Source organism: Nocardioides sp. NPDC047086, assembly GCF_040643685.1.
GTDB lineage: Bacteria > Actinomycetota > Actinomycetes > Propionibacteriales > Nocardioidaceae > Nocardioides.
Genome location: NZ_JBEYUV010000012.1, coordinates 60644 through 78232, shown reverse-complemented (window position 1 = coordinate 78232; position 17589 = coordinate 60644). Strand labels below are relative to the sequence as shown.

Sequence of the window (17589 nt, the reverse complement as noted above, 5' to 3'; positions counted from 1 at the left end):
CACACCGAGGTAACTCGGTCAGCGCGACCCGAGGAGGCCGCGGCATGAGCGACCCGAAGACCGGCCAGACCGGCCAGAACGGCCAGATGAAGAAGACCGAGCGGATCGTACGTCCCCAGGGCGGCCCCGGCCCGATGGGTGCCGGCGGTGCGGTGGGGGACAAGGCGATGAACTTCGTCCCCTCGGCGAAACGACTCCTGACACGGATGGCGCCCTACAGGATCCACGCCTTCGCCACCATCGGCCTGGCCGCGATCAGCGTCACCCTGATGTCGCTGGGGCCGTGGCTGCTGGGCAAGGCGACCAACATCATCTTCGGCGGCGTCTTCTCCCGGCAGTTGCCGGCGGGGATCACCCAGGAGGAGGCCGTCGAGGGCCTGCGTGCCCAGGGCGACGACAAGCTCGCCGACATGCTCTCCGGGATGGACTACGTCACCCCGGGCCAGGGGGTCGACTTCGACGCCCTGCGCAGCGCACTGCTCGTCGTGCTCGCGGTCTACCTCATCGCGTCCCTGCTCTCCTTCGTGCAGGGCTGGATCCTCAACTCCGTCGTCCAGGGCACCGTGAAGGGCCTGCGCGAGGACGTCGAGAAGAAGGTCCACAGCGTCCCGCTGTCCTACTTCGACAAGCAACCGCGAGGTGAGCTGCTCAGCCGGGTCACCAACGACATCGACAACATCAGCCAGACCTTGCAGCAGACCTTCAGCCAGGTGCTGACCGCGCTGTTCACGCTGGTCACCGTGTTGTTCATGATGTTCTGGATCAGCCCGGTGCTGGCCTTGATCGCGCTGCTCGCGGTGCCGGTCTCGCTGGTGGTGACCGGCGCGGTGATGAAGCGGTCGCAGGGCCAGTTCGTGGCCCAGTGGCGTCACACCGGCAAGCTCAACGGCCACATCGAGGAGACCTTCTCCGGTCACGACCTGGTCAAGGTCTTCGGGCGTCAGGAGGAGGTCGAGAAGACCTTCGCGGAGGAGAACGACAAGCTCTTCGCCGCGTCCTTCAAAGCCCAGTTCATCAGCGGGATCCTGATGCCGCTGATGATGTTCGTCGGCAACCTGATGTTCGTGGTGGTCTGCGTGGTCGGGTCGCTCCGCGTCGCCAGCGGGGCCCTGAGCCTGGGTGAGCTGCAGGCCTTCATCCAGTACTCGCGCCAGTTCACCCAGCCCATCACCACCCTGGCCTCGATGATGAACCTGCTCCAGTCGGGCGTGGCCTCGGCCGAGCGCGTCTTCGAGCTCCTTGACGCCGAGGAGGAGTCGGTCGACGCCGGTGCCGCGCCAATGGGCACCGACGGTGGCGGCGAGGTCCGCTTCGAGCACGTCTCGTTCTCCTACGACAAGGACAAGCCCCTCATCGAGGATCTCTCCCTGGTGGCCCGCCCGGGGCAGACGGTCGCGATCGTCGGTCCCACCGGGGCCGGCAAGACCACGTTGGTCAACCTGATCATGAGGTTCTACGAGCTCGACGCCGGCCGGATCACCCTCGACGGCGTCGACATCGCCTCGATCCCACGGGCCGACCTGCGCGAACGCACCGGCATGGTGCTCCAGGACACCTGGCTCTTCGAGGGCACGATCCGTGACAACATCCGCTACGGCCGGCCGGACGCGACCGAGGAGGAGCTCCTCGAGGCGGCCCGGGCGACGTACGTCGACAGGTTCGTGCACTCGCTTCCCGACGGCTACGACACCCTGATCACCGACCAGGGCGGCAACCTCTCGGCGGGCGAGCGGCAGCTGGTCACCATCGCGCGGGCCTTCCTCGCCGAGCCCTCGCTGCTGATCCTCGATGAGGCCACCTCCTCGGTCGACACCCGCACCGAGCTGCTCCTGCAGCACGCCATGGCGGCGCTGCGCTCGGACCGTACGTCCTTCGTGATCGCCCACCGGCTCTCCACGATCCGCGACGCCGACCTGATCCTGGTCATGCGCGACGGCGCGATCGTCGAGCAGGGCAACCATGCCGAGCTGCTCGAGGCCGGCGGAGCGTACGCCGAGCTCTATCAGTCGCAGTTCAGCCACCCGATCGTCGAGGAGGAGCCGGTCGCCTGATCGCTGGTCGAGCCGCCGGAGCCGCTAGGCGGAGGCGTGTCGAGACCAACACAGTCCTGTCGAGCGTAGATGCGACCGTGTTGGTTTCGACACGCTCGCTGGCGCTCGCGGCTCAACCAGCGGGAAAACCCTTTGAACCCCGCCGGCTTCGACGTCTACCGTTGAGGCACACGGGAAAGGAGGTGATCCGATCAGATGAAGAACGATTGGATGCGTGAGGTGGCTGCTCGCTAGCAGCCCTCCAACCATGGATGGGGAGCTGGCAATCCAACGGCAGCCACCCGACCCGCAGGCGTACCGGACTCATCCACCGGGTCGGCCACCTGGCCCGCCTGCGGGTCGCCCCGTTTTCGGGCAGCGGCCAGGCACCCGCGACAAGTTGTGTTTAACAACTAAACCGACGTACATTGGTTGACGATATTCAACCAGTTTCGCGTGAGAGCCGAGTCCACACTTGTCAGAGTCCCAGCAGTCCTCGCAGGCCATCGCGGCGCCGCAGATGACCCACCGCCAGATCATGGAGGTCCTCTCGGGCCTGCTGATGGCGCTCTTCGTCGCCATGCTCTCCAGCACGTCGGTCGCCAACGCGTTGCCGCGGATCGTCACCGACCTCGACGGCACCCAGGGCGGCTACACCTGGATCGTCGTCTCGAGCATGCTGGCGATGACCGCGACCACGCCGATCTGGGGCAAGCTCGCCGACCTCTACAACAAGAAGGTCCTGGTCCAGGTCGCACTCGGCCTCTTCATCGTCGGCTCGGCGATCTGCGGTCTGGCCCCGTCGATGCCCGTGATCATCACCGGTCGCGTCATCGCCGGCCTCGGCATGGGCGGCATCGTCGCGCTGATCCAGGTGATCATCGCGATGATCGTCTCCCCGCGTGAGCGCGGCCGCTACTCCGGCTACATCGGTGCCGTCTTCGCGCTCGCCACCGTCATCGGCCCGCTCGTCGGCGGCGTGATCGTCGACTCCCCGGTCGGCTGGCCGGGCGTCTTCTACGTCGGCGTGCCCTTCGCCGTGGTCGCCTTCATCCTGCTGCAGAAGACCCTGCACCTCCCGCACGTACGCCGCGAGGTCAGCATCGACTACCTCGGCGCGTTCCTGCTGGTCGCCGGCGTCTCCACGCTGCTGATCTGGGTCACCCTCGGCGGCGACTCCTTCGCGTGGACCTCGCCGATGTCGTACGCCCTGGTCGCCGGCAGCGTCGTCGTGCTGGCCCTCGCGATCCTGGTCGAGGGCAGGTTCGCCAAGGAGCCGATCATCCCGCTGCGGCTCTTCCGCGACCGCACGATGGTCCTCTCCACCCTCGCCTCGTTCTTCGTCGGTGCCGGGATGTTCGGTGCGACGGTCTACCTGCAGCAGTACTTCCAGACCGCTCGCGGGATGACGCCGACCCACGCCGGCCTGATGTCGATCTGCATGGTGCTCGGGCTCTCCGGTGCGGGCATGGTCACCGGGCGCCTGATCAGCTCCACCGGACGCTGGAAGCGCTACCTGGTCTTCGGCGGCATCATGCTGCCGATCGGGCTCTACCTGCTCAGCACGATCGACGAGCAGACCAACCTGGCCCTGGTCGGCGCCTTCATGGCCGTCGTCGGCCTCGGCGTCGGTGCCACCAACCAGAACCTCGTCCTCGCGGTGCAGAACAACCTCGACACCAAGGACATGGGTGCGGGCTCCTCGGTCGTCGCCTTCTTCCGGTCGATGGGCGGCTCGATGGGCATCGCCGCGCTCGGCGCCGTGCTCTCCCACCGGGTCGAGGACGTCATCACCGACGGCATCCCCGAGCTGGTGGCCAGCGGAAAGGTCACTCCTGAGGAGCTCCAGAGCCTGCAGAGCGGCGGGCTCGCCGACCCGGCGAGCATGCCGAGCGCGATGCAGGCCCTCTACGAGCACGCCTTCGCCGTCGCCACCGCCGATCTCTTCCTGGTCGCCATCCCGTGCGCGGTCATCGCGCTGGTGGCGATCCTGGGTATCAAGGAGGTCCCGCTCAAGACTACGATCAAGGACCTCACCGACGATGAGATCGCTCCCGAGGTCGCCGCGGAGCTGGAGGCGGGCGGAGCGGCCCGGAGATGACAGGGATGACAGCCATGGACGACGCCGCCCAGGGCGAGCACATCGACGACGGCCCTCGCGCCGAGTCGCTCAGCCGGCTCGAGGCCGAGGTCGGTGTGCTGGTGTGGAGGGCCAAGCGAGCCATGAAGGTACGCGGCCGGATGCTCCACCCGGACCTTCCTCCCGGCGGTTACATGATGCTGACCTGGATCGCCGAGCGTGGACCGGTACGCGCCTCCGCGCTGGTCGACGGGCTCGGGATCGACAAGGGCGCGGTCAGCCGGATGGTGCAGGCCATGATCGACCTGGGGCTGCTCGAACGTCATCCCGACCCCGAGGACGGGCGGGCCAGTCTGGTCTCGGTGACGGCCGAGGCCCGGGACGGGCTCGACCGCGTGACACGGGAGCGTCGCGTACGTTTCAACGACCGGCTGGCCGACTGGAGTCCGGGCGAGATCGACCGGCTCAGCGCTATGCTTTCGAGATACAACGAAGCCCTAGAACGCCAGGGCTCCTAGGGGATCACGCTGTGCTGGTCTCTCCTGCAGGCCGACGTCGTTCGGGACACACCCTGCTGGGTTCGGTTTTTCTGACTGATTCAAGGATGTAGGATTAGCCCGTGAGCGATCTCATCGACACCACCGAGATGTACCTCCGCACCATCTATGAGCTGGTCGAAGAGGGAATCGTTCCGCTGCGTGCCCGCATCGCCGAGCGCCTGCACCAGTCCGGCCCGACGGTCTCCCAGACCGTCGCCCGGATGGAGCGCGACGGCCTGCTCACCGTCGAGGGTGACCGGCATCTGCAGCTCACCGACGAGGGCCTTCGCCTGGCCACCCGGGTGATGCGCAAGCACCGTCTCGCCGAGCGGTTGCTCACCGACGTCATCGGCCTCGACTGGGAGCTCGTCCACGAGGAGGCGTGCCGCTGGGAGCACGTCATGTCGGACACCGTCGAGAAGCGACTGCTCGACCTGCTCGGCGACCCGACCGAGTCTCCGTACGGCAACCCGATCCCCGGTCTCGACGAGCTCGGCGGCAAGCCCGCCGACGAGGACTTCATGGCCGGCGTCCAGTCGCTCACGGCCGCGGCGGGATCCGAGCGCGCCACCGTCCTGGTGCGCCGCATCTCCGAGGAGATGCAGAAGGACGAGTCGCTGATGAGCGCCTTGCGCCGGGTCGGCGCGACCCCGGACCAGACCGTCGCCATCAAGGCGACCCCCGACGGGGTCCTGCTCGGCTCCGGTGGGGAGACCGCGGAGATCATCCCCGAGGCCGCGGACCATATCTTCGTAAAGGCCCTCTGACCCGCCAATACGCCGCCGATCGGCTCTACGAGTCGTCGTCGATGTGGCAACGGGGCACCCACTTTTGCAACCGTGGGTGAAATTCTCTCGACGTCGGCAGAATCTGGCACATGACTCTGGACCGATTACGTCATCGATGCTTATGTTTGACGTGCAAGGCCTGCTGGAGGGAGACGTTCAGCAGTTGTCATGTCGAGACTTGCGGGGGTCTCCGGAGGGGAGAGCTCTATGGAGGTCGTTCATCTGCCCGCTCGCGGTCGCGAGCTGGATGAGACGTTCCGCCCAGTCGCCGTCCACCACACCGACACCGGCCTGACCCGTCACCTCGAGCGCGGCGAGGAGATCGTGCTCACCGACCTCGGTGGTGACTACCACAGCGCCAAGGTGCTGCTGATCGACGAAGGCCCGGTCTACCACTTCTTCATCGGGGCCAGACTCTCCGTCGACGAGGCCGCCGGCCGCATGGCCGACCTGTCGATCCAGTCACGCTCCGCCTGAGCCGCTGGCTCTGCTCTGTGCCAAGGTGGTGAGGAACTCGCTGGTCCCGACCTCCAGCTTGTACGCAGCCTCACCATCACCCCTGGTGGCGCCACGGTTCACGATGACGACCGGGATCCCGGCCTTCGCCGCCCGGCGTACGAACCGATAGCCACTCATCACCGCCAGACTCGAGCCCGCGACGAGCAGCACGCCGCCCTTCCCCTCCTGCTGCTCGCCGCGGACCTCGGCGAGCGCGTCGACCGCGTCCATGCACCGGGCGACCCGGTCCTTGGGGACGTTCTCACCGAAGAAGACGACGTCCGGTTTGAGGATGCCGCCACAGATCTCGCAGTCGGGCACGACGAAGTCCTGCGTCTCCTCGAGTGCGACGTCACCGTCCGGCCGGCTCTCCACGTCCGCGTGCGCCTCGGCCCAGCCCGCGTTGAGCGCCTCCATCCGCTCCTGGAGGTCGCGCCGCGGGCTCAGCGTGCGGCAGGACAGACAGATCACGTCGGCGACCCGGCCGTGCAGCGTCACGATCCGGCCGCTCCTGGCCAGTTGCGGCGCCGCCTGCTCGTGCAGGCCGTCGACGTTCTGGGTGATCAGCAGCTCGGGATCGATCGCAGCCAGGGCGCGATGACCGGCGTTCGGCACCGCGCTGCCCATCCGTCGCCAGCCGAGATGGCTGCGCGCCCAGTAGCGCTGCCGCTCCTGCGGGCCCGAGATGAACTGCTGGTACGTCATCGGCTGCCGCGACGGGCTGCCCGGGCTGCGGTAGTCGGGGATCCCTGAGTCGGTCGAGACGCCGGCCCCGGTCAGCACCACGAGGCGCCGGTCCTGGAGGAGGGCCAGAGCTGCAGCGTACGAGTCGGTGTTGCTCGCCTCCGGGGCGAGGGTCACGAGGCGTACCTGCCCTCGGCGCGAGCCTTGCGCTTCGCGGCCTCGACCTCACGGTTCTTCTTGGGGGCGTTGGTGACCAGATCGTCGAGGAGATGGCGGGTGATGTGGGCGATCTCGGCGACGGCGTGGTCGAACGCCTCCTGGTTGGCGGCAGAAGGCTTGGTCGTGCCGCTCACCTTGCGTACGAACTGCAGGGCGGCAGCGGCGACCTCGTCGTTGGTGGCGGGCGGCTCGAAGTTGTGGAGCGGACGGATGTTGCGGCACATGCCTTCCACGGTACCTGGATCGAGGCGACGGTTACCGGGATCGGCCAGGGGTGTGGGAGGGGGCCTGGCCGCGCGGGTGCGGAGGCATCGGCCCGCCGTTGGGCATCGTCCCCTTGGCTTTCCTCGCGTCGTCGGCGGGAGGAGCCGGCCGCGGTACGACGCCGTCCTCGAGCAGCTTGCTCGCCATCAGGGCAGCCTGGGTGCGGTGGCTGACGCCGAGCTTGGCGAGCAGACCGGTGATGTGGTTCTTCACGGTCTTCTCCGCCAGCACCAGGCGGTCGGCGATCTGCCGGTTGGAGATCCCCTCGGCGAGCAGGACCAGGATCCGGCGCTGCTGCGGAGTCAGGTCGGCGACCACCTCGTGCATCCGACGGCGCGCCTCGACGTTGTGGACCACCTTGGCGGCCGCCTCGGGGTCGAAGAGGGTGTGGCCGCTGGCCACCAGGCGTACGCCCGAGACCAGGCTCGTCGCCTCGATCTGCTTGAGCACGTAACCGGCCGCCCCGGCCATGATCGCCTGGCTCATCACCTCGTCGTCGGCGTCGGTGGCCAGGATCATGCAGCGGATGTCGCTCTTCAGCGCCAGCGCCTCGCGGCACAGCGCCACACCGGAAGCGTCGGGCAGGCGGGCGTCGAGGATGAGTACGTCAGGACGGAGCGTCGCGATCAGCGGTCGTGCCTCGGCGGCGGTGCGGGCCTCACCGACAACCTCGATGTCCGGTTCGGGCGACAGGACCGTACGCACGCCGACACGCACGACGTCATGACCGTCGGCCAGCAGAACGCTGATCACCGCGTCGCCCACAGGCTCGTCTCACTCATCTCGTGGTTGGGGATGGTGCCTGGTCGTTCACTCAAATGCCGATTCACCGAAAGAAACCGCTCAAGAGTATCCCTACTGATGCAACATTTGATCACTGAAAGACCCGTGCCGTCTCGGATTTCGTTGCTTCTGGAAAGGTAGCGGTCATGACGTCATCTCGCGATCTCGACATCGTCCTGTTCGGCGCGACCGGATTCACCGGCGGTCTGGTGGCCGGATATCTGGCCGAGCACGCTCCCGCGGGACTGCGCTGGGCGCTCGCGGGCCGTTCCCTGTCGCGGCTCGAGGCCGTGCGCGACTCCCTTGGCTCCGCCGCCGACGTCGAGCTCCTCCAGGCCGACGTCCACGATGCCTCGTCGCTGGCCGCGCTGGCGGCTCGCGCGCGCGTCGTGATCACCACGGTCGGGCCCTACCTGGAGTTCGGCGAGCCGCTCGTCAAGGCCTGCGCCGAGGCCGGCACCGACTACGTCGACCTCACGGGGGAGCCCGAGTTCGTCGACCGGATGTTCGTGAAGTACGACGCCGTCGCCCGTGCCAACGGCGCCCGGATCGTGCACGCCTGCGGGTTCGACTCGATCCCGCACGACCTCGGTGCCTTCTACACGGTGCGCGAGCTCGCCGCCGGCGGGAAGATCACCGGGCCGCTCACGATGAAGGGCGTCGTCCGCTCCAACGCCACCTTCTCTGGCGGCACCTTCCACTCGGCACTGGGGCAGATGTCGCGTCCCCGGGAGATGGCGGCGGCGTCGCGCGAGCGCCGGGCGCTCGAGGTACGGCCGGAGGGGCGTACGTCTCGACCGGCGAAGCCGGTCTTCGGCAGGGATCGCGAGCTGGGCCACTGGCTGCTGCCGTTGCCGACCATCGACCCGTTCATCGTCGCCCGCTCCGGGCGGGCCCTGGAGGCGTACGGCCCGGCCTTCACCTACTCGCACTTCGCCGGGACCAAGACACTGAGGTACGCCGTCGGTGGCGTGGTCGGTGTCGCCGGCCTCGCCCTCGCGATGCAGGTGCCGCCGCTGCGGGCCAAGCTCGGTGAGCGGGTCAAGCAGGGAACCGGCCCCTCCGAGGGTCGCCGGGAGAAGTCCTGGTTCACCGTCGACTTCGTCGCCGAGACCGATGGCCGGACCATCCACACCAAGGTGTCGGGAGGCGACCCCGGCTACACCGAGACCTCGAAGATGCTCGCCGAGTCGGCCCTGTGCCTCGCCTTCGACACGCTCCCCGAGACCGCCGGTTCGGTGACCACCGCGGTCGCGATGGGCGACGCGCTCCTGACTCGACTGCAGGCTGCCGGGATCCGGTTCGAGGTCATCGGCGCGTCGGAGGGCGCGGCCTCATAGGGAAATGTCTGGAATTGGTGCCCCAGGCAAGAGTCGAACTTGCGACCTTTCGCTTAGGAGGCGGCTGCTCTATCCACTGAGCTACTGGGGCATTCGCGGATATCTTGCCATGGTGGCAGGCAATACTACGGTTTGGGGTTCGATGCGGTCAGGGGTCAAACTTGGGGCCCTCGCGTAGGTTGAGTCACCGTCGACTCAACCCGAATCCCCCCAATGACAAGCGACGAGTGACGGTGATCTATGCCTGACGCCTCCATGCCTCCCCGACGTGGGGGTGCGGACTCAGGCTCCGGCGTGTCCGGATTCGAGTGGATGTACGGCGCCGACGAGGCCGCGAGCGACGAGTCCGGGGAGACTCGCGCCGGCCGTGGTGCTCGGGTCGCCGACGTACCGACCGACCAGCCGTCGGCGGAGCCCGGTGGTGGACGGCGGGCCGCGCGTCCGCATTCGGACTTCGTGTCGCCACCGCCTCCGGGGCCGGGATCGTCGGGAGGTGGCCGTCGGGCTGCGCGTCCTGCGCGTCAGGAGCAGCCTGAGCCTCCCGCCGTCGAGCCGCTGCGCGCGGAGCCGGTGCGGCGGGAGCCGACCCGGGCCGAGCGCTATCAGGCGCTGGGCCGGGGGACCTCGGGGCCGACGCCTGCCCCGCCCGTCCCTCAGGAGTGGAACGCCCCCGACGAGACCGCCGTGGCCCCGCCGTTGCGCGAGACTCCGCGTCCCGCGCGCCGAATACCCCCGCCGCCGGCCCCCGCGCCCGCCGCCGAGGAGACCGCGATCGCGCCGGTGCCGGAGTGGTATCGCCAGGATCCTCACCCGGCTCCTCCTGCGCCCCAGGCCCCCGATCAGCAGCTCGCCCCGCCAGCCGCCCGCGAGTTCGACTGGAACGATCCCGGTGCGACCACCGTCGCGCCCCGGCCGGATCCAGCCGACCGGCCCCGAGGTCGTACGTCCTCCCGCGATGAGCTGCACGAAGCCCGCCACGAGGCGTACCCCTCGCCGGGGCGCCGAGGCGCTGCGTACGAGTCCGGGTACGACGACGAGCCCTATGACGATTATCCGCCCCAGGGTGGCTACGACGAGCCCTACGCCCCTTACCCTGACGACGAGCGCGATGAGCGCGACAAGCCGCGGATCAGCGTGTGGCAGGTGCTCAGCTCGACCTTGCTCGTGCTGGCGCTGATCGTCGGACTGTTCACGGTCTACACGTACCGCCACTTGCGGTCGAACATCAGCACCGTCAGTCTTGGTGAGGACGCTGCTGATATCGGCCCGAAGGAACCGATCAACATCCTCGTGATGGGATCTGACAGCCGCGACTGCAAGGGTTGCGGCCTCGACGGCGAGAGTGGTGGCGGCTCGGACACCACCATCCTGTTGCACCTTTCCGCGAACCGTGAGTTCGCCTACGGCGTCTCCATCCCGCGCGACACGATGGTCAACCGACCCTCCTGCAAGACGGAGGACGGGAAGACCGACCCTGCTGACTACGTGCAGTGGAACGCTGCATACGAAACCGGGGGTCCGACGTGCACCGTTGAGCAGGTGGAGTCAGTGGCTGATGAGATGTGCGGTGAGAAGTGTGACATCACCATCAACCATCTCGTCGTCGTCGATTTCGGAAGCTTCAAGGGAATGGTCGATGCCATCGACGGCGTCGACGTGTGTCTTCCGGAGGCGGTGGATGACAGCTACACGGGCGCGAAATTCAAGGCGGGCCCACAGAAGCTGAACGGCAAGGAAGCGCTTCAGTACGTTCGCATGCGCCATGTCTTCGGTGACGGAAGCGACCTTTTGCGGGCGAAGCGCCAGCAGGCGTTCATCGGCTCGATGGCGGCGAAACTGCTCTCCGGCGACACCTTGTCGAGTCCGACGAAGGTCCTCGGCTTCCTGAATGCGGCCACCAAGGGCCTCACGATGGACGAGGGTCTCAAGGACAACCTCGACACGATGGCCAAGATCGGTGCCGGATTCCAGAGCATCGGGATGGAGAACATCAAGTTCCTCACCATCCCCGTGGCGACAGACCCGCAGAACGATAACCGAGTCGTCCTCGACGAGGAGAAGGCCAAGAACGTCTGGAAGGCCATCGCGAACGACAAGCCGCTGACCAAGAAGATCGCGGCAGGATCGCTGGACGCCGGGCAGGCCTCGGGCGACAAGGACAAGAAGAAGTCCGACGACTCGAGTGAGGGCACCGACGGCGAGACCGCTGGCTCCGAGCCGTCCGAAGAGGCATCTTCTTCGGGGGACTCCTCCGGTGACGCGTCTGGCAGCGCCAGCAGCGGAGCGACCGAGGAGGAACTCGCCGAGATCGCCGAGCAGGCCAAGGCTGAGCGCGAGCGTGCGGGTCTCTGCTGATGACCGATCCTGACGAGGTCGAGGAGCCGGAGTGGAAGCGCAAGCAGAGGCTGGCGCGGATCTTCGGTGACGTACTCCCCGAGACGACCAGCGACGAGCGGGACTCGTCGGCGGAGTCGGAGGAGTCGGCCTCGGACCGCTGGCTGAAATCGCAGGTGCCGCCTCACCACGGTGGGTGAGACGGCACCTGCCGAAGCGGAGCCCGACGCTATCCGTTCTGGCGCGGATGCGTCAGCGGACGCTGAGGCTGTCGCGGATCTGCTTGAGGATGTCGATCTCGGTCTCGCCCGGGTCGGGGTCCGGGAAGTAGCGCTCCTTGGCGGCGGTGTAGGGCTTCACGATCATGAAGTAGACGACCGCGGCCATGATGACGAAGGCGATCACCGCGGTGAACCAGTCGCCGAGGTGGATGCCATAGGGCTTCCAGTTGGAGAAGTCAGGCGTGCCGCCGAGCTTGCCGACCAGATCCATGATCACCGCGACGGTGGCTGTGACGACCGTGGCGAACGCGCCGCCCATGATGAAGGCGACCGCTAGTTTGATCAGGTCGCCCTGGAGCAGGAACTTCTTGAAACCGTCCATGTCTTGCTTTCTCCTGTTGCTCATTGTGTGAGGTGAAGGAGACCCCGGATGTGGCGTGCGTTGGCCGTCAGTAGGCAAAGGTGAGATAGCCACCCACCCCTGCTGATGTGACGTCCTCGACGCTGTCCTCGGCGACTCCGACGATGACCAGACGCCCCGCCGAAGCGTTCGTGACGCCAAATCCGTCGGTCTTTCCCTGTGCCATGGAATCATCCCGGCTCGCCTCCGAGGCTTGCGGGAGGCTGAGGATCAGCGTGTCGGTGGTGACCTGGGCGGTCTGGGCGGTGGCGGGGTCGGTGGCGTAGAGGTCGACGGTGTCGCCGACGTGGAGCAACCCGGCCATCTCGGCGTCGGGAAGCCGGACCGGGACGGCCACCAGGTCGGGGTGTCCCACGGTCAGCTCCGGCCCCACGAGACGTACGTCGGTGACGGGCTCGCCGCGCCGCAGGGGCGCCGCGAGGCGCTCGCCGAGCGGCGCCTCGGCCAGGTCGGTGGGCATGCTGCCGGGGTCGGTCTCGACATCGGTGAGGTCGGCGGCGGTGAGGACCGTGCCGACCGGCAGATCTCGGGAGGCCACCGCCATCGTCGAGGTGTCGGGTGGGTCCGGCCGGGTGGCCGAGAACCCGATCGCGACCGCCGAGGCGGTCAGCAGGAACGCCAGCAGGCGTCGATGGGCGAGGACCCCGCGGCGTACGCGGCGGGAGAAGGACGTGATTCGAGTGAACATGCGGGCACGCTAAGTCGCTCTCGCGATTCCCGCATCTCGCTATCCACAGCCCCGGTCAGGTTGTGGATGGTCCTGTGGATAACCCGCTGCCGCGGGTGGTCTCAGTCCGAGGAGCCGGAGGTGGCGGGCGCCGGGGAGGAGGTGCTGCTCGAGGACGACGTTGTCGAGGACGTGGAGGACGTCGACGAGGAGGACCCCGAGCGGGAGTCGGTTCGGTAGAAGCCAGAGCCCTTGAAGACGACGCCGGCGGCGCTGAAGACCTTGCGCAGCTTGCCGCCGCACTCGGGGCACTCGGTCAGCGAGGCTTCGCTGAAGCTCTGGAACTGGTCGAAGGCGTGGCCGCACTCGGTGCAGGCGTACTGATAGGTGGGCACGTTTCTCCTAGAACAGAATCTGGCACTCGACGGGCGCGACTGCCAATATTAGCGAACGCCTAGGAGAAGCGCTGCATTCCCTCCGCGCTCGCGGCCGCACCCACGGCCCGATCGTGCTCCTCCACCGGCACCGGGACCCCGACCTCCCACGGATAGAGAAGTGCGCAGGTAAAGGTTCCGGCCGGCACCCGTGCCAGGATCCGGTCGTAGGAGCCACCGCCCCGCCCCATCCGATGGCCTTGCGAGTCGACGGCCAGGCCCGGGACGAGCACGACGTCGGCGCCGGCGATCGCCGAGACGCCCAACCGCTCCCCGCTCGGCTCCAGCAGCCCACGGGGCGCCCGGACCAGCTCTCCGTCGTAGACGGCCCAGTCCAGGTCGTTGTCCGGTAGAAGGCAGGGCAGCAGGATGCGTTTCCCGGCTGCGTCCAGCTCGTCGATAAGAGATCCGGTGCCCGGTTCGGTGCCGATCGAGACGTAGAGGGCAACCGTTGCGGCGCTGCGTACGTCTGGAATTGCAGTGACCACCTGTGACAGGGAGCGCGCCAGCGAACCCAGGCGGGGGAGCCCGATGCGCCCCCGGGTAGTCAACAACTGGTCACGTAAGGCAGTCTTGCGCCCCACGAAGTCAGCGGGGGCTGGACCATCAGAACCCGGAGGGGTGTGTGAACCCGACACAACGACAGCCTAGGCTTTCCTCTATGGGTAGCCCAGGTTTGGCCAAGGCAATGGCGAAGATGCGCGATGCCGGCGTGGAAGACGTCGCGGTGCAGACCTTCGCACATTACTACCGCCAGCTCGAGCACGGTGAGACCGGGATGATCCCGGAGGACACGATCGAGCCGGTCGACATCCCGTCGATCAGCGATGTCGAGGTCAGTGACGAGGAGGCGCACGCCGCCATCGCGACCACCGCGGTGATCAAGCTCAACGGTGGCCTCGGCACCTCGATGGGCATGGACCGCGCGAAGTCGCTGCTGTGCGTGCGCAAGGGCCTGAGCTTCCTGGACGTGATCGCCCGCCAGATCCTGCACATGCGCGAGAAGTACGACGTACGTCTCCCGCTGCTGCTGATGAACTCCTTCCGCACCTCCGAGGACAGCCTGGCCGCGCTCGAGCGCTACCAGGACCTGCCGGTCGAGGGCCTGCCGCTGGAGTTCCTGCAGAACCGCGAGCCGCGCCTGCTCGTCGACGACCTGAGCCCGGTCGAGTGGCCGAAGGATCCCGAGCTCGAGTGGTGCCCGCCGGGCCACGGCGACATCTACACCGCGCTGCTCGACACCGGGCTCCTCGACCAGCTCATCGAGCAGGGCTACGAGCGGGTCTTCGTCTCCAACTCCGACAACCTCGGCGCCGTCCCCGACGAGAAGGTCGCCGGCTGGTTCGCCAAGTCCGGTGCCCCCTTCGCCATCGAGGCCGTACGCCGCACCCCGAGCGACCGCAAGGGCGGTCACTTCGCGCGCCGCAAGTCCGACGGCCGTCTCATCCTGCGCGAGACCGCGCAGACCCGCGACGAGGACAAGGTGGCGCTGCAGGACCTCAGCCGCCACAAGTACTGCTCGACCAACAACATCTGGTTCGACCTCAAGGCGCTCAAGAAGGTCCTCTCCGAGCGTGACGGCATCCTCGGCCTGCCGCTGATCCGCAACGAGAAGACCGTCGATCCCGCCGACCCGAAGACCCCGAAGGTCGTCCAGATCGAGACCGCCATGGGGGCCGCGATCGAGGTCTTCGAGGGCTCCCAGCTGATCGAGGTCGGGCGCGACCGGTTCGTGCCGGTCAAGACGACCAACGACCTGCTGGTCCTCCGCTCCGACGTCTACGACATCGGCGAGAACTTCGTGCTCGACCAGGTCGCCGACGAGGTGCCCTTCATCGACCTCGACGGCGACTACTACAAGTACGTCGCCAGCTTCGACGAGCGCTTCCCGGAAGGTGCGCCGTCGTTGCGTAAGGCGAGGTCCCTGACCGTCAACGGTGACTGGACCTTCGGCAAGGGCGTCCAGGTCATCGGTGCGGTCGAGCTCGACGGCGCCGACGCCGAACGCGTCGCTCCGGCCACAGTCCTCTCCGACTGACACCGCTGGTCTCGACACACCTCCGCCTTGCGGCTCCGGCGGCTCGACCAGCGAGGGTGACGACTAGGCTCGACGTGTGACCCCCGCTGAGTACCGCGAGCGAATCCTGGCCGACCTCGAGCCGATGCCGGCCTACCCGCAGCCCCTGATGGACTGCCTCGGGCTGGCGGTGGCCGAGGACATCCATGCCGAGGTTGCCCTACCGGGCTTCGACAACTCCTCGATGGACGGCTACGCGGTCCGCTACGCCGATGTCGCGACCGCCTCGGCGGAGGCTCCGGTGCGGCTGCCGGTGCTCGGGGAGATCGGTGCGGGGCAGGCCTCGCTGCTGGCGCTGCCGCCGGGCGCGGCGGCGAAGATCATGACCGGCGCCCCGCTGCCGACGGGTGCGGACACGGTCGTGCCGTACGAGTGGACCGACCGCGGCGTCGCCGAGGTCGAGATCCGGCGGATGCCGGAGGAGGCACAGCACGTCCGCTACGCGGGCGAGGACGTCGCCAAGGGTGACCTGCTGATCCCCGCCGGTACGGTGCTCGGCCCGCGCCACCTGGGCCTGATCGCTTCCGTCGGCCGTGCGCAGGTGGCGGTGCGCCCGCGTCCCCGGGTCGTGGTGCTCTCGACCGGCACCGAGCTGCGCGAGCCCGGCGAGACCCTGGGCCACGACTCGATCTACGACGGCAACTCCTTCCTGCTGGCCGCCGCCGCCCGCCGGGCCGGCGCGATCGCGTACCGCGTCGGGATCGTCCCCGACGAGCCGCGGGCGTTCATGACCGCACTCTCCGACCAGCTCGTCCGCGCCGACCTGGTGGTCACCTCCGGCGGCGTCTCGATGGGCGACTACGACGTGGTCAAGGAGGCGCTGACCCCGGAGGGTGTCTGGTTCGGCCCGGTGAACATGCAGCCGGGCAAGCCGCAGGGGTTCGGCCGGATCGGCGAGGAGCGGGTTCCGGTCCTCTGCCTCCCCGGCAACCCGGTTTCCTCCTTCGTCTCCTTCGAGCTCTTCGTGCTCCCGGCGCTGCGCCGGCTGATGGGCATGACCCCCGAGGCCAGGCCCGCGCGCCGCGCTGCCCTCACTCACGCGGTGCGTTCTCCGAAGGGCAAGGAGCAGTATCTCCGCGGCTGGTACGACGGCTCCCGCGCCGGCGTCTCGCCCATCGGTGGCCCGGGCTCGCACCTGATCGGCGACCTGGCCGGCGCGAACTGCCTGATCATCATCCCGCCGGAGACGACGTCGCTGGACAAGGACGCCGAGGTGGACGTGATCGAGCTGGACGTGGAGTTCTGATGGCTGACCGGTTGACCCATGTCGACGAGACCGGCGCGGCCCGGATGGTCGACGTCTCCGAGAAGGCGGTCACGGTCCGTACCGCGACCGCATCCGGGCGAGTGCTGGTGGCACCTGAGGTCATCGAGCTGCTCCGCGGTGAGGGCGTACCCAAGGGTGATGCGCTCGCCGTGGCCCGCATCGCGGGGATCATGGGCGCCAAGAAGACCCCCGACCTGATCCCGCTGTGCCACCCGCTGGCGGTCTCGGGCGTCAAGGTCGAGTTGAGCGTCGCCGACGACGCCGTCGAGATCACCGCGACCGTGAAGACCACCGACCGCACCGGTGTCGAGATGGAGGCGCTGACCGCGGTCGCCGTCGCCGGCCTCACCGTGGTCGACATGATCAAGGCCGTCGACAAACGCGCGGTCATCACCGATATCCGCGTCGAGAAGAAGACCGGTGGAAAGTCGGGGACCTGGGAGATCGGACAGAGCCAGCGATGAGCTTGAATGCGACCGTGGTCGTCGCCTCCAACCGTGCCTCGGCGGGCGTCTACGAGGACACCACCGGCCCCCTCCTGGTGGCCTTTCTGGAAGAGCTCGGATTCGTGGTCGGCCCTCCCGAGGTCGTACGCGACGGCGACCCGGTCGGCGAGGCGATCGCTCGCGCGGCCGAGGGGGGTGCGCGGGTCGTCCTCACCACCGGAGGCACGGGCCTGACCCCCACCGACCGCACTCCCGAGGTCACCCGCCCGCTGCTCGATCGTGAGATCCCGGGCATCGCCGAGGGCATCCGGGCTGCCGGAGTGGCCAAAGGGATCCCGACGGCGCTACTGTCCCGCGGTCTGGCCGGTCAGATCGGAGTGTGCGTGGTGGTGAACCTTCCCGGATCCCGGGGTGGCGTGAAGGATGCGATCGACGTGCTCCGTCCGGTGCTGCTCCACGCCGTGGAGCAGTCGGTCGGCAGTGATCACTGAGTGGGA

The 17589-nt window shown here is 68.1% G+C and carries 19 protein-coding genes and 1 tRNA gene; 12 read left to right on the top strand and 8 right to left on the bottom strand.

All coding sequences use genetic code 11. The features are described 5' to 3' along the window. Positions 1-44: 44 nt before the first annotated feature. The 5 genes from ABZ796_RS11430 (at position 45) to ABZ796_RS11410 (ending at position 5914) form a co-directional block, all read left to right on the top strand. Positions 45-2051, top strand: coding sequence for an ABC transporter ATP-binding protein (locus tag ABZ796_RS11430; RefSeq protein WP_357336988.1), 2007 nt, complete (start codon positions 45-47; stop codon positions 2049-2051). Between the two features lie 454 nt (positions 2052-2505). Continuing rightward, on the top strand, positions 2506-4131 hold the full coding sequence (locus tag ABZ796_RS11425; RefSeq protein ID WP_357336986.1) for an MDR family MFS transporter: 1626 nt from the start codon (positions 2506-2508) through the stop codon (positions 4129-4131). A gap of 5 nt (positions 4132-4136) precedes the next feature. Further along, on the top strand, positions 4137-4628 hold the full coding sequence (locus ABZ796_RS11420; RefSeq protein ID WP_357336985.1) for a MarR family winged helix-turn-helix transcriptional regulator: 492 nt from the start codon (positions 4137-4139) through the stop codon (positions 4626-4628). A gap of 101 nt (positions 4629-4729) precedes the next feature. Next, positions 4730-5416, top strand: a complete 687-nt coding sequence (locus tag ABZ796_RS11415; RefSeq protein WP_357336983.1) for a metal-dependent transcriptional regulator — start codon at positions 4730-4732, stop codon at positions 5414-5416. Positions 5417-5644: 228 nt separating this feature from the next. Then, positions 5645-5914, top strand: a complete 270-nt coding sequence (locus ABZ796_RS11410; protein WP_357336981.1) for a hypothetical protein — start codon at positions 5645-5647, stop codon at positions 5912-5914. Here the strand turns inward: ABZ796_RS11410 and ABZ796_RS11405 are convergent. From ABZ796_RS11405 to ABZ796_RS11395, 3 genes are read right to left on the bottom strand one after another with little or no spacing between them, the layout of a single operon-like run. Further along, positions 5900-6796: a Sir2 family NAD-dependent protein deacetylase gene (locus tag ABZ796_RS11405; RefSeq protein ID WP_357336979.1), complete on the bottom strand. Its 897-nt coding sequence runs from the start codon at positions 6794-6796 to the stop codon at positions 5900-5902. The two genes, ABZ796_RS11410 and ABZ796_RS11405, sit on opposite strands and share 15 nt — an antisense overlap. Beyond that, positions 6793-7062 (bottom strand): DUF2277 domain-containing protein, encoded by a 270-nt coding sequence (locus tag ABZ796_RS11400; RefSeq protein ID WP_292650787.1) that lies wholly within the window; start codon positions 7060-7062, stop codon positions 6793-6795. The genes ABZ796_RS11405 and ABZ796_RS11400 overlap by 4 nt, the downstream gene beginning before the upstream one ends. A gap of 31 nt (positions 7063-7093) precedes the next feature. Further along, a complete protein-coding gene (locus tag ABZ796_RS11395; RefSeq protein ID WP_357336977.1) occupies positions 7094-7855 on the bottom strand; it encodes a response regulator transcription factor in 762 nt (253 codons plus the stop codon). Positions 7856-8031: 176 nt separating this feature from the next. On the opposite strand from ABZ796_RS11395, the gene ABZ796_RS11390 reads away from it, so the two are divergent. Then, positions 8032-9225 carry a saccharopine dehydrogenase NADP-binding domain-containing protein gene (locus tag ABZ796_RS11390; protein WP_357336976.1) on the top strand — a complete coding sequence of 398 codons (1194 nt, stop codon included), beginning with the start codon at positions 8032-8034 and terminating at the stop codon, positions 9223-9225. 15 nt (positions 9226-9240) lie between these two features. On the opposite strand, the gene ABZ796_RS11385 is transcribed toward ABZ796_RS11390, so the two are convergent. Beyond that, positions 9241-9316: transfer RNA gene (locus ABZ796_RS11385), tRNA-Arg, on the bottom strand. 593 nt (positions 9317-9909) lie between these two features. Here ABZ796_RS11385 and ABZ796_RS11380 point away from each other — a divergent pair. Together ABZ796_RS11380 and ABZ796_RS11375 are read left to right on the top strand one after the other, a co-directional pair. Further along, positions 9910-11580, top strand: a complete 1671-nt coding sequence (locus tag ABZ796_RS11380; protein ID WP_357336973.1) for an LCP family protein — start codon at positions 9910-9912, stop codon at positions 11578-11580. Continuing rightward, positions 11580-11759, top strand: a complete 180-nt coding sequence (locus ABZ796_RS11375) for a hypothetical protein (RefSeq protein ID WP_357336971.1) — start codon at positions 11580-11582, stop codon at positions 11757-11759. The genes ABZ796_RS11380 and ABZ796_RS11375 overlap by 1 nt, the downstream gene beginning before the upstream one ends. Positions 11760-11811: 52 nt before the next feature. Here the strand turns inward: ABZ796_RS11375 and ABZ796_RS11370 are convergent, their stop codons facing one another. The 4 genes from ABZ796_RS11370 to ABZ796_RS11355 form a co-directional block, all read right to left on the bottom strand. Continuing rightward, a complete protein-coding gene (locus tag ABZ796_RS11370; RefSeq protein WP_357336970.1) occupies positions 11812-12162 on the bottom strand; it encodes an MscL family protein in 351 nt (116 codons plus the stop codon). Positions 12163-12229: 67 nt separating this feature from the next. Further along, positions 12230-12889, bottom strand: coding sequence for an SAF domain-containing protein (locus tag ABZ796_RS11365; protein ID WP_357336969.1), 660 nt, complete (start codon positions 12887-12889; stop codon positions 12230-12232). Positions 12890-12990: 101 nt separating this feature from the next. Then, complete coding sequence (locus ABZ796_RS11360; RefSeq protein ID WP_357336968.1) at positions 12991-13263, bottom strand: FmdB family zinc ribbon protein; 273 nt, start codon at positions 13261-13263, stop codon at positions 12991-12993. Between the two features lie 59 nt (positions 13264-13322). Continuing rightward, entirely contained in the window at positions 13323-13886 is a 564-nt protein-coding gene (locus ABZ796_RS11355; protein ID WP_357336967.1) for a 5-formyltetrahydrofolate cyclo-ligase, read from the bottom strand. 77 nt (positions 13887-13963) lie between these two features. On the opposite strand from ABZ796_RS11355, the gene ABZ796_RS11350 reads away from it, so the two are divergent. The 4 genes from ABZ796_RS11350 (at position 13964) to ABZ796_RS11335 (ending at position 17583) form a co-directional block, all read left to right on the top strand. Then, complete coding sequence (locus tag ABZ796_RS11350) at positions 13964-15340, top strand: UTP--glucose-1-phosphate uridylyltransferase (protein ID WP_357336965.1); 1377 nt, start codon at positions 13964-13966, stop codon at positions 15338-15340. 76 nt (positions 15341-15416) lie between these two features. After that, positions 15417-16625: a gephyrin-like molybdotransferase Glp gene (gene glp, locus ABZ796_RS11345; RefSeq protein ID WP_357336963.1), complete on the top strand. Its 1209-nt coding sequence runs from the start codon at positions 15417-15419 to the stop codon at positions 16623-16625. After that, complete coding sequence (gene moaC, locus ABZ796_RS11340; protein WP_357336962.1) at positions 16625-17110, top strand: cyclic pyranopterin monophosphate synthase MoaC; 486 nt, start codon at positions 16625-16627, stop codon at positions 17108-17110. The genes glp and moaC overlap by 1 nt, the downstream gene beginning before the upstream one ends. Continuing rightward, positions 17107-17583, top strand: coding sequence for a MogA/MoaB family molybdenum cofactor biosynthesis protein (locus ABZ796_RS11335; RefSeq protein WP_357336960.1), 477 nt, complete (start codon positions 17107-17109; stop codon positions 17581-17583). The genes moaC and ABZ796_RS11335 overlap by 4 nt, the downstream gene beginning before the upstream one ends. The last annotated feature ends 6 nt before the right edge of the window (positions 17584-17589 follow it).

Excerpts from the sequence above, each read along its gene's own strand:
- ABZ796_RS11430 (WP_357336988.1), top strand. The coding sequence starts at position 45 with ATGAGCGACCCGAAGACCGGCCAGACCGGCCAGAACGGCCAGATGAAG.
- ABZ796_RS11420 (WP_357336985.1), top strand. The coding sequence starts at position 4,137 with ATGACAGCCATGGACGACGCCGCCCAGGGCGAGCACATCGACGACGGC.
- ABZ796_RS11410 (WP_357336981.1), top strand. The coding sequence starts at position 5,645 with ATGGAGGTCGTTCATCTGCCCGCTCGCGGTCGCGAGCTGGATGAGACG.
- ABZ796_RS11400 (WP_292650787.1), bottom strand. The coding sequence starts at position 7,062 with ATGTGCCGCAACATCCGTCCGCTCCACAACTTCGAGCCGCCCGCCACC.
- ABZ796_RS11390 (WP_357336976.1), top strand. The coding sequence starts at position 8,032 with ATGACGTCATCTCGCGATCTCGACATCGTCCTGTTCGGCGCGACCGGA.
- ABZ796_RS11375 (WP_357336971.1), top strand. The coding sequence starts at position 11,580 with ATGACCGATCCTGACGAGGTCGAGGAGCCGGAGTGGAAGCGCAAGCAG.
- ABZ796_RS11370 (WP_357336970.1), bottom strand. The coding sequence starts at position 12,162 with ATGGACGGTTTCAAGAAGTTCCTGCTCCAGGGCGACCTGATCAAACTA.
- ABZ796_RS11365 (WP_357336969.1), bottom strand. The coding sequence starts at position 12,889 with ATGTTCACTCGAATCACGTCCTTCTCCCGCCGCGTACGCCGCGGGGTC.
- ABZ796_RS11350 (WP_357336965.1), top strand. The coding sequence starts at position 13,964 with ATGGGTAGCCCAGGTTTGGCCAAGGCAATGGCGAAGATGCGCGATGCC.
- moaC (WP_357336962.1), top strand. The coding sequence starts at position 16,625 with ATGGCTGACCGGTTGACCCATGTCGACGAGACCGGCGCGGCCCGGATG.
- ABZ796_RS11335 (WP_357336960.1), top strand. The coding sequence starts at position 17,107 with ATGAGCTTGAATGCGACCGTGGTCGTCGCCTCCAACCGTGCCTCGGCG.